Genomic DNA, 11,053 nt, shown 5'->3' on the forward strand with positions numbered 1-11,053 from the left:
CGCAGCCCTCCCGCGTGGCGGGAAAACCCTCGCACATCGTGCCGAGCGCCATGCGCGCCCGAGGACAAACCTTTTCCCGGATCCGTCACGGCTCGCCCTCGCGGATCCCCGGATCGGCGCGACCTGTTGCAGGCTTGCCGCCATGAGCGACGGAAGGATGCGAGAGTCATGGTCCTCGGCCTGCGAATTCACGAGGCGCCGATTTTTCGCGGGAGCGCGTCGCTCGCGACCATCGCCCCGGCTACCATGGCGAGCGTGGATGAGGCCGACGACTACGCACTCCTCCGCGCCTGGCAGGGCGGCGACGACCGGGCTGGCGAACGGCTGTTTCGCCGCCACTACAAGCCCATGCTGCGGTTCTTTCACAACAAGGCCGGGCCGCAGGCGCACGACCTGGTCCAGCGGACCTTCCTCGGCTGCCTCGAGGCGCGGGCGCGGATCCGCGAAGGCGCGACGTTCCGCGCGTTCCTGTTCGGGGTGGCCCGCAACGTGCTGTTCGACCACTACCGCCTGGCCCGCCGCGACCGCGAGCACCTCGACTTCTCCACCACGACGGCCGAAGATCTGGGGCCGACCCCTCGTCGGCGCTCGACCAGCTCCGCGAGGTCGAGCTGCTCATGCGAGCGCTGCGGAGGATCCCGATCGAATCGCAGCTCATCCTCGAGATGTACTACTGGGAAGGCATGCCGGCGCACGAGATCGGCGAGGCGCTCGAGATGCCCGAGCCGACCGTTCGCACCAAGATCCGGCGCGCCCGCCTGCGCCTCGAGCAGATCATCCAGGAGACCGCCTCCGCGCCGTCCCTGAGCAAGAGCACCATCGACGGCATCGAGACCTGGGCGCGGAAGATCCGCGACGGGATCGGGAACTGACGGTCCAGATCGCATCGAGGGCATCGGCTCGCCCGCCGACATCGACTACGACGCGGCCCACTCCCGCATCCTCGTCCCGCGCCTGCTCGCCGACACGATCGAGTTCCACCACTTCAACGACTTCTGATCGGATGTCTCGCTCCGGCTTTGTCGGAAGCGTCATCGTGGTCCCGGAGCCACGGGTGCGCGACATCTCGCCACGCCATGCACGCAAAGCGCGTCGCATATCGGGCTGGTGATCGGGCACGCCATCTGCGGGCACATCCACGTCGACGAGACATGACGGGGACAGCGCGACCGGAGCCCCAAGGCGCCGGTGACACGCAAGCTTCGCGCGCCCGCCAGGTCTCACGAGCCCGAAGCACCAAGCCCTACTTCTCCTCCTCGGCGATCTACTACGCGGAGTACGACGACGCCACGTCGACGCTCCGGATCTGGTTCACTTCGAGCGATGGCCCGTACGATTATTACGGAGTGCCTCGTCATCATTACGAAGGGCTCTGCGCGGCCACCTCGAAGGGCAGATATTTCAACGACCACATCCGCGACCGCTACGGCGGCCGATGATCCGCGGCGCATTCCCGCGTCGGAGCGGCCGGCGATGACGGCGATCGTCGCCGACGAGCGAGACCGCGCCGCGGGTCCTTTCGTTCGGCGCCTCCGGATCCGGCGCGCTGGTCCTTTTCGCGCGCGGCCGCCTGCGGTACCCTGGGCCGCATGCAGGGGCACCGTCCCACTCTCCTCGCCGCCAGCCTCGCCCTCGTCGCGTGCGCCGGCGAGCTGCGCGAGCCGGCGACCCCCGCCCCGCCGCCGACCGCCGTCGCCGCACCCGCCCCGGCCGCCTGCGAGCCCGCCCCTGCCCCCGCGCCCAGCGCCCGCGAGCGTCGTCGCCGCGAGCGCGGCCCGACCGACGGCAACTTCGTCTTCTCGCACTTCAGCGCCGGCGTGTTCAGCACGATCCTCATCCAGCCTGCGACCTACTGGGTCGCCACGCGCGTCGGCGAGACCGGCCACGGCCTCGGTCCTGCGGTCGGCGCCCTCGTGCTCGGCGCCTTCCTGCCGCCGATCCTCAACTACACCGTGCAATGGGCGGTCGGGCGCTCGATCGCCCCCGGCCGCGATCGCTTCTGGCCGGGCTTCCTCGTCAATCAGGTCTCGCACCTCGGCATCTTCATCGGCGCAGTGGTGGGCGGCGCCGACTTTCGCAACCTCGGCCACGCCACCGCGATCGTGCTCGGCGAGGCGTTCCTCAACAGCGGCCTGGCGACGATGACCGCCGAGCTGACTCGTCGGCCGCGCGCTGCCACGGCGGCCACTGCGACCACGGTGATCGTACCGGTCCTGGAGTTCAAGTTCTGATGCAGCGGCTGGTCCTGTCCTGTTGCGTGGTCGCCTCCCTCCTCGCCGCCCGCGAGGCCGCCGCGGCCTGTCCGGTGGGCGTCACCTGGCCCGCGGCCGACTGGCCCGAGGCGCTCGCCAGCGGCCCGACCGTCGCGGCGGCCGACGAGTACCTGTTCACCCTCACCGGCCGCGACGAGGACCGCGAGGGCATCCGCACCGACGGCGTCGTCATCGTCCACCGCGGCCGCGTCATCTACGAGCGCTACGCCCGCGGCTACGCCCGGCACAACCGTCACCTCGCCTGGTCGGTGTCCAAGAGCTTCCTCAACGCCATGGTCGGCGTCGGCGTCGGCCGCGGCGCCCTCACCGTCGACGACTCGATCTGCGATCATTACGACGCCGACGGCGAGCTGTGCGACATCACCGTCGGCGACCTCCTCGACTGGGGCTCGGGCCTCGACTGGAACGAGGGCTACGAGGACGAGCCCTATTATCTGTCGTCCGTGATCGCCATGCTGTACGGCATCGGCTCCGGCGACATGGCCGCGTTCGTCGCCGCGCAGGGCCTCGCCGAGACCCCCGGCACCATCTATCGCTACAGCTCCGGCGACACCGTGCTGCTGTCCGCGGTGCTCGCCGGCGCCCTCGGCCCCGACCTCGCCGACGATTACCCGTGGGAGTTCATCTTCGACCCGATCGGCATGAAGAGCGCGATGTTCGAGCGCGACCAGGTCGGCACCTACGTCGGCTCGTCCTACGTCTACGCGACCCCGCGCGACCTGGCCCGCTTCGGCTACCTGTTCTTGCGCGACGGCTGCTGGGACGGCCAGCGGATCGTCCCCGAGGGCTGGGTCGCCGCCAGCACCCAGCCCAACCCGTCGTTTCAGATGGGCAAGTCCTACGAACATTTCCTGCGCGACGGCGATGCGGTGCCCGGCCGCCACTGGTGGCTCAACCTGCCGATCCCCGAGCTCGCGCACGAGCGCCGCTGGCCCGCCGCGCCGCCCGACACCTTCGCCGGGCTCGGCCATTGGGGGCAGACGATCTTCGTCGTCCCCTCGGCCGACCTCGTCCTCGTGCGCACCGCCGACGACCGCGAATCGGGCTTCGACCAGAACCGCTACCTCGAGCTCGCCCTCACCCTCGCCGCGGAGGACTCGCCGTGACCCGCCGCGTCCTGCCTCTCCTCGTCGCCCTCGCCCTCGCCGGGTGCAACGGCGAGGCCTACGACAACAACGACGCCGAGCTCGCCGTGCGCCAGAAGGCCAAGGAGATGTGCTCCTGCCTGTTCGTGATGGAGCTGACCGAGCAGGAGTGCGCCGCCTGGACCCGCGTGTCCCCGAACGTCGCCAAGGCCACGATCGACCGCGAGAACCAGCGCGTCCACGCGGTCGCGCTCGGCTTCTGGGCCGCCGACGCCCGCTTCGACGGCCGCCACGGCTGCGTCCACGATTGATCGCGGCGCGAATGCGCCGACTCGCCGCTCGATGGTGACGGAGGTCCGCCGCCTCGGACAGGTGTCATGATTTCGCGAGCGGGGTGGACGGCCTCTGCGAGCACGACCGGTGAGCGCAGTCGCTGTCCGAAGAGCCAGCTCTCCCGCGCCAGGACCGGCGCATCGGGCGATCGCTGGCGCTCTGCCCGCCGCGAATGATGGGGCCTTTCCTGAGGATCGTGCCCGTCGCTCCGTGGGCTGTCGGACTGCCGAGCACGACGTCCTCCCGTGATTGGGGAGAAGAGGAGGTGGATCCCCTCGTGCGCCATCGTCGAGCCCGCCCTGCGATGCATCCAGGGCCATTGTGCAGGGCGCGTCAGGACGGAGCGCGGAATCTGCGCCCCCGTCACCCGAAAGATTACAGAGGATGGCTTCTGCGCCATTTCTTGATACCAGCGAACGACCCCCTAGCCGAAACCCCAGGCACCGACAGGGAGTGGGAATCATGAGTGCTCTGGCAGAGCTCATCGAGAGACAGAAGGACCGCGTACTGACCGCCTGCGAGCGGCGCCTCGCCGCGCGCGGCATCCGCGCAGGGCACGCCCCGCAGCACCTGGACACGCTGTGCCAGGCTTTGAAGGGCTTGGAGGATTCGCAGGAGTCGCGCGTGCCCGACGAGGTGCACGAGATCGGCGCCCTCGTCGACGCGGTGATGGAGCTGCCGGACGTGGCGGCGCCGGACGTCCGGGACCTGGCGGTCCTCGCCCGGTGGAGCGCGGCGTGCAGCGCCGGCGCGGTCGCCCAGCGGTTCGAGGCCGATGCTCGCCGGCCGCTCGAGCTGTTCGAGCAAGCGCCGGGGTTCGTCGCGTTCCTCCGCGGGCCCGAGATGGTGTTCGAGGTGGCCAACGCCGCCTACCACCAGCTCGTCGGCCACCGCCAGGTCGTCGGCAAGACGGTCCGCGAGGCGCTGCCCGAGCTCGAGGGTCAGGGCTACTTCGAGCTGCTCGAGCACGTCTACAACAGCGGCGAGCCGTACATCGGCACCCAGCGCAAGGTGGTCCTGCAGCCGAGCCCGGAAGCGGAGTCGTCCGAGGCGTACCTCGACTTCATCTATCAGCCGATCCGCGACCCGCACGGTCAGGTGACCGGGATCCTCGTGCAGGGGCAAGAGGTGACGCAGGTGCGGCTCCTGGGCCAGCGCGGCGAGCAGGCCGAGGCCGCCCTGCGCGCCTCCGAGGAGCGCTATCGCCGGCTGTTCGCCTCGATCGACGACGGTTACTGCCTGCTGCAGATGATCGTCGACGACAATGGCGAGACCGTCGATTATCGGTTCCTCGAGGCCAACTCGGCCTTCGAGACGCACACCGGCCTGGCCGGGGCGGTCGGCAAGACCGCGCGCGAGCTGGTGCCCGACCTCGACGACTCGTGGTTCCGCCTGTACGGCCGCGTCGCCGAGACCGGCGAGACGGCCCGGTTCGAAAACTACGCGCCGGCCATGGATCGATGGTTCGAGGTCTACGCCACCCGGGCCGGCCCCGCGGAGCTGCGGCAGGTGGCGCTCGTGTTCAAGGACGTGAGCGAGCGCAAGCGCAACGAGGCCAACCGCGCCGAGCTGTTCGCGCGCGAGAGCGCGGCGCGGCGCGAGGCCGAGACGGCGACCCGGCTGCGCGACGAGTTCCTGGCCACGGTGAGCCACGAATTGCGCACCCCGCTGACCTCGATCCTCGGCTGGGCGCAGATGCTGCAACTCGACGGATTGTCGGCCGATCAGCGGCGCCACGCGATCGACACCATCGAGCGCAACGCGCGGGCCCAGGCCCAGCTCATCGAGGACCTGCTCGACGTCAGCAGCATCCTCGCCGGCAAGCTGCGCCTCGAGGTCCAGACCGTCAACATCCGCGAGATCGTCGAGGCCGCGCTCGAGACCGTGCGCCCGGCCGCGGAGGCCCGCGGGGTCCGCTTGCAGGCCACGCTCGCCTCCGGCGCGACGGTGATGGGCGACCCACAGCGGCTGCAGCAGGTGGTGTGGAACTTGCTCAGCAACGCCGTGAAGTTCACGCCGCGCGCGGGTCGGGTGCAGGTGCTGGTGGAGCGGCGCGACTCGTCGGTGGAGATCGTGGTGGCCGACACCGGCAAGGGCATCGCTCCCGAGTTTCAGCCGCACGTGTTCGAGCGCTTCCGCCAGGCCGACGGGGCGACGACGCGGCGCCACGGCGGGCTCGGGCTCGGCCTGTCGATCGTCCGCCAGCTCGTCGAGATGCACGGCGGGACCGTCAGCGTCTTCAGCGAGGGCGAAGATCGCGGCGCCAGCTTCACGGTGCGGATCCCCCTGGCGGTCACGCTCCGGCGCGAGGTCGAGACGCCGGAGACCCTGCGCAGAGAAGCCGCGAAGCAGGACCTGCACTGTCCGCCCGAGCTCGCGGGGCTCCGGGTCCTGGTCGTCGACGACGAGCGCGACACCCGAGAGATGCTGGGAATGCTGCTCCGGCGCTGCGGGGTGGAGGTGACCCTGGCGGCCTCGGCGGCCGAGGCCCTGCGCTCGATCGAGGCGGAGCGACCCGACGTGCTCGTCTCCGACATCGGCATGCCGGGCGAAGACGGTTACTCGCTGCTCGAGAAGCTCCGCAAGCTGCCCCGCGAAGCCGGCGGCACCCTCCCCGCGGTGGCCTTGACGGCCTACGCGCGCTCGGAAGACCGCACTCGCGCCCTCCTGGCAGGTTTTAACAATCACGTGGCGAAGCCGGTCGAACCGATCGAACTGCTGGCGGTCATCGCCTCGCTGTCGTGGCGCACCCGCAAGACCTCGACGTGAAGCGCGGCGCCTGCGACCGCCGGTGAGCCCTGCGGATTCGCATGTGCCGCCGGCCGGTCCGGGGAACCTGCCCTGGAACCTCGGTCGCACCAATGCCGGAGGGCACGCAGGTCGTCGCCTCGTGCCCTCCGCGTCGATCCGCTCTCTGCCCCTATCTGTGGATATTCGGGCGCAGATGCCGGATCGAGTCCCTTATATGGATAGGACCCTCCGCGCGCCACGGCGGTGAACGGTTGCGTGTCTCCGGACACGGACGAGGCGGGTGATGAGGAATAGAGTGAGGCCGTTGGCCATCGCTCGGCTGGGGCCGTGGCGCGACACGCTGGAGCTCCTGCGGCGCTGCGCTGTCGTGCGTCGACCCTTCTATGAAACACCTCCGCGACAATCGCAGCGACAGCTCGACGCTGCCGATCCGCACCGTCAACGAGAACCGCTCGCCCGCCTCCGGTCCCCGCCGTGGCGGCTCCGGCGGCTCCGGCGGGAACAGGCACGCCACTGCATCGATCCGTCTCCGCTGCAGCGGACGAGCCTGTCGCAGCGCCTCCCAGAAGCACGCCTGGAACACGTGGCCCGTCCTCATGAGAAGACCGGCGGCCTCCTGGGCCACGTGCTTCGCGCTGGCCATCTCTCCCGGCAAGCGGGTCGCGAGGCCATGCTCGATGCCCTCCAGGACGCGCTCCAGCTCCGCCCTGACGAACAGAGCTTGGAGGAGGTCGGAGAGCTGGCCCTGAGCCGACATGAGCACCACCGCGGAAACGCCCAGTGACGCAACTTACACAGCAATCTCACACCTCGTCAACTGGGAAATCTGGCAAAGCTGGGGTTCCCGTACATGATGCAAAGAGTTCGGCCGAGCTTGCCCGGGCCGCCGACCCAGCCGCCATTGGCATTTGCGGGAGTTCGCCCGGGCGCGCGAACTGCCGAACGGCGCCACCCGTCCCGGACGCGGGACCGAATGAAGCCACCGCGAGAGAGGCGGTCGAGCTGCCGAAAGGTCCTGACGTTGCGTGATACAGCGGGGGCCGAGGACTCGTGGCAGCGGTCCTGCTCGGCGGCTCGCTCGAGGCCGGTCGGCCCTCTGTAAGCCCCCTGGGGAATTGTCGGTGTCGCATCCTCCATTTGGCAAAGGAGGGCCGCCGAAGCTGTTACCATTTGCGTGCTCTCCGCCGCGCACGGCGTCGCAAGAACGTCGCACGCTGCGATGTCTACATAATCGCACTCCGGGAATCCCGCGAGGTGATTTGCCTGGGCGGTCGAACCGGTCATGATTCGGTGGACAGTGCGAGCGTGAATCATCCTGCGATGATTCAGCGGCCGGCGCGGTGATTCGCGGGTGCGATCCGTGGGTGCATCGACGACCGCGACGCGGCGCACCTGGGAGGCATTACCATGAACAAGTCCACGATTCAGTCCGCCCGACTCATCGGCGCCTCGATGGCGCTGCTCACCCTGGTCGCGCTGCCCAGGACGGCCCGCGCCGACCTCGAGGCGTGCGGGGGGATCTTCCTGTTCGCGGAGGCGCAATGCAAGTTCGTCCCGACCGAGGAGTGCATGACGAGCTGCGAGCCGGTGGCGATGGAGACCGCGTGCGCGTCGCGGCTGTACACCGAATGCGAGGGCGAGTGCACGGCGTCGTTCGAGGTCGAGTGCGTCGGCGGCTGCGAGACGAGCTGCAGCAGCGAGTGCGAGGCCGACGCCGGGACCGACGACCCGCCGAACGCGATGGGCGTGTGCATGTCGACCTGCCAGCAGGACTGCAACGACAAGTGCGCCGGCGCCGAGCACCAGGGCGAGTGCCGTTCGGCCTGCGCGCACACGTGCGGCGAGAGCTGCGAGCCGCGCTGCGGCGATCTCGACGACCAGGTCGCCTGCGACACCAAGTGCTCGGCGGTGTGCGAGGGCTCGTGCGAGGCGTCGGCGCGCAGCGAATGCCAGATCTCCTGCCAGTCGACGCGGTTCTCCGAGTGCAAGACCGAGGTCGTCGACGTCTGCTCCGAGAGCTGCACGCAGACCGGCGGCGCGATCTTCTGCGACGGTCAGTTCCTGGCCTCCAGCGATCTCCAGGCCTGCGCCGACGAGCTGCTGGCCGAGCTCGGCATCGAGATCGACATCCACGTCGAGGCCGACGTCGAGTGCAAGGACAACGAGTGCGAGGCGCAGGCTGAAGGCGAGGGCCTGCTGAGCTGCGCGATCGTCCCCGATGCGGGTCGAGGGGTCGGCGCGATGCTCCTCTCCCTCGGGCTCGTGGGCCTGCACCTGCGGCGACGTCGTCGCCGCTGAGGCTCGCGCGCCGGCGCAAACAGCCGCCTCGGCGCATCGCGGCTCGCTGCATGGCGCCTGTAGACCCCGAGTCGACATTCCGGCTCACGCTCGACATGGCGGTGTTCGTCGCCGTCGTCGTGCGCCGGCCGCTCGCACGACGACGGTCGCCGGACGCCGCCCAGGCTTCCGACCTTCGAGCGCTTCTCTTCCTCGACGCGACGACGATCGACGGACCCATGCTCACCGCAATCGCGGATCACGACACGTTGCTGATGAAGCTGTGCCCATGATTCGAGCCGCACGCGACCCGGCTCGCGCACGCCGAGCGCTGCGCTGCCTGGGCGACCCCAGCAAACTCACTTGGGTCTCGCCCGCGAGGATGGCCCCAATCATCGTTCGATACGCGTGACTTCGGTCGCGCACCGGTCCCTGCTCAATGCCCGGGGCGGGGCAAAGCCGCTTGCACGACTTATGGCCCCTCGGTATGCTCCGGGCGAAAATGCGCGTGTTCAGATTATTCTCGACCTTCCTTGGCCCTCTGGTGCTGGCGAGCGGATGCGGCGGCGTCGATCCGGGCGCCACCACCGGCCAAGCTTCGCTCGATCCGTCGACCGGCGATCCCTCGACCGGCACGAGCACGACCACGACCACGGGTCCCGGGGACACGGCCCCGACGACGAGCACGAGCACGACCACGACCACCAGCGAGAGCACGGGCGTCGGTCCTACCACCGCGGACACCGAGGCCACCAATTCGACCTCGGCGCCGGCGAGACCCAGGGCGAGACCGAGGGCGGCTGCCCTGTCGCTCCGAACGACGCCAGCATCACGGGCACCGTCTACGCGCCCAACCAGGTCATCCCCGTGAGCGGCGCGCTGGTGTACGCGACCGACACCCAGCCCGAGGGCATCCCCGACGCGGTGTACTGCACCGAGTGCGTGCAGCTCGCGTGCGAGACGCAGTTCGCCCTGACGAAGCCGGACGGCAGCTTCGACCTGGCCGTGCCCGCGGGGTCGAAGTACGTCGTGGTGCAGAAGGGCCAGTTCATGCGCGTGACGGAGGTCCAGCTCGCCGCCGGCGTCAACCCGCTGCCCGTCGAGGTGACCTCGCTGCCCGATCACCGCGACGCGGCGAACGGGCTCTACATCCCCAACATCGCGCTCGGGCTCGGCTCCTACGATCGCCTGGAGGACGCGCTCGGCAAGCTCGGCCTCGCCGACACCCTCGTCGACCCGGGCTCCTACTCCGAGACCCTCGTCGAGGGGACCCAGCAATTCGACATGTGGGACAACGGCGGCGACGGGCTGTACACCACGGTCGGCTCGGTCGGCGAGCTCGTGCTCGACTACGACAAGCTGTCGAAGTACCACGTCCTGTTCATGCCCTGCTCCTCCGATCCGTACCTGTCCGAGTTCTCGTCGGACCTCGGCAAGGACAACCTGCGCAAGTGGGTCGCCGCGGGCGGCAAGTTCTACGTCTCCGATTGGTCCAACGAATACCTGTCGGCCGCCTTCGACCAGTACCAGACCTTCTATCAAGACATGGACTTCGGCGGGCCCGACCTGTACTCGCCGTACGACTCGCTCGGCACCGTCCTCGACCCCGACCTGCTGGCCTGGCTGGAGGCGCTGCCGCCGGCCCTGAAGGACATCAACCCGCTGAACGGCGGCTTCGGCCACCCCGTGATCTCCGCGCTCCCGCAGATCGAGACCGTGGACAATTGGTCCGGCGTGGCCGCGACCCCGCCGGTGCTCGTCGACGACGGCATGGGCGGACAGATCGACGTCGGCCACAAGACGTGGATCGAGGGCCCCGGCGACGGCTACAACGCGCCCAGCACCCCCAACCCGCTGACGATCACCGGCCACTACGGCTGCGGAAAGATCATGTTCACGACCTACCACATGGCCGAGGCGTCGGATTCGTACATCGGTCTGACGCCGCAGGAGCTGGTGCTCCTGTATCTGATCCTCGAGATCGGGGTCTGCCAGGAAGCATTCGAGCCGCCCCCGCCGCCGCGCTGATGAAGCGGGGGTGCAGTCGCCCCCGGGGCGGCCCTGCGTCTGGCCCGTAAGCCCGCAGAACCGGTCGGAACAGCGTACGGCGCTGCCTTGCGCCGTGCGCGATTTTGTGCGTCACTTTCAGTGACCGGATCCGGCCGGCGGTGACACTACCGACGAGCCGCCGGCGTCCCGACACCACCCATTCCCTGAATGCACGATCGCGACCGCATCGCGGCGCAAGACCTCGCATTGCTCGCCACCCGCTTTCGCCGCGTTGAATCGATCGACCTTCGAGCGGCATCGCCTGTCGTGATCGATTCGTCCGGG

9 protein-coding genes and 1 pseudogene are annotated in these 11,053 nt (G+C 69.5%); all 10 read left to right on the plus strand.

Features of this window, described 5'->3' with window-relative positions:
* Nucleotides 1-246: 246 nt before the first annotated feature.
* Nucleotides 247-510: pseudogene (locus OV079_RS58410) on the plus strand (sigma factor); the annotation flags it as partial.
* A gap of 107 nt (nucleotides 511-617) precedes the next feature.
* Nucleotides 618-872 carry an RNA polymerase sigma factor gene (locus OV079_RS23190; protein WP_267771041.1) on the plus strand — a complete coding sequence of 85 codons (255 nt, stop codon included), beginning with the start codon at nucleotides 618-620 and terminating at the stop codon, nucleotides 870-872.
* Nucleotides 873-1,151: 279 nt separating this feature from the next.
* Complete coding sequence (locus OV079_RS23195; protein ID WP_267771042.1) at nucleotides 1,152-1,439, plus strand: KTSC domain-containing protein; 288 nt, start codon at nucleotides 1,152-1,154, stop codon at nucleotides 1,437-1,439.
* 150 nt (nucleotides 1,440-1,589) lie between these two features.
* Entirely contained in the window at nucleotides 1,590-2,231 is a 642-nt protein-coding gene (locus OV079_RS23200) for a hypothetical protein (RefSeq protein ID WP_267771043.1), read from the plus strand.
* Nucleotides 2,231-3,379, plus strand: a complete 1,149-nt coding sequence (locus tag OV079_RS23205; protein ID WP_267771044.1) for a serine hydrolase domain-containing protein — start codon at nucleotides 2,231-2,233, stop codon at nucleotides 3,377-3,379. The genes OV079_RS23200 and OV079_RS23205 overlap by 1 nt, the downstream gene beginning before the upstream one ends.
* Nucleotides 3,376-3,669 (plus strand): hypothetical protein, encoded by a 294-nt coding sequence (locus tag OV079_RS23210; protein ID WP_267771045.1) that lies wholly within the window; start codon nucleotides 3,376-3,378, stop codon nucleotides 3,667-3,669. The genes OV079_RS23205 and OV079_RS23210 overlap by 4 nt, the downstream gene beginning before the upstream one ends.
* Nucleotides 3,670-4,153: 484 nt before the next feature.
* Complete coding sequence (locus tag OV079_RS23215; protein WP_267771046.1) at nucleotides 4,154-6,460, plus strand: PAS domain-containing hybrid sensor histidine kinase/response regulator; 2,307 nt, start codon at nucleotides 4,154-4,156, stop codon at nucleotides 6,458-6,460.
* Nucleotides 6,461-7,849: 1,389 nt separating this feature from the next.
* Complete coding sequence (locus OV079_RS23220; protein ID WP_267771047.1) at nucleotides 7,850-8,740, plus strand: hypothetical protein; 891 nt, start codon at nucleotides 7,850-7,852, stop codon at nucleotides 8,738-8,740.
* Nucleotides 8,741-8,835: 95 nt separating this feature from the next.
* Entirely contained in the window at nucleotides 8,836-9,012 is a 177-nt protein-coding gene (locus OV079_RS23225) for a hypothetical protein (protein WP_267771048.1), read from the plus strand.
* A gap of 265 nt (nucleotides 9,013-9,277) precedes the next feature.
* Nucleotides 9,278-10,747, plus strand: a complete 1,470-nt coding sequence (locus tag OV079_RS23230) for a hypothetical protein (RefSeq protein ID WP_267771049.1) — start codon at nucleotides 9,278-9,280, stop codon at nucleotides 10,745-10,747.
* Nucleotides 10,748-11,053: the final 306 nt, after the last annotated feature.

The organism is Nannocystis pusilla (assembly GCF_026626665.1).
Classification (GTDB): Bacteria; Myxococcota_A; Polyangia; order Nannocystales; family Nannocystaceae; genus Nannocystis; species Nannocystis pusilla.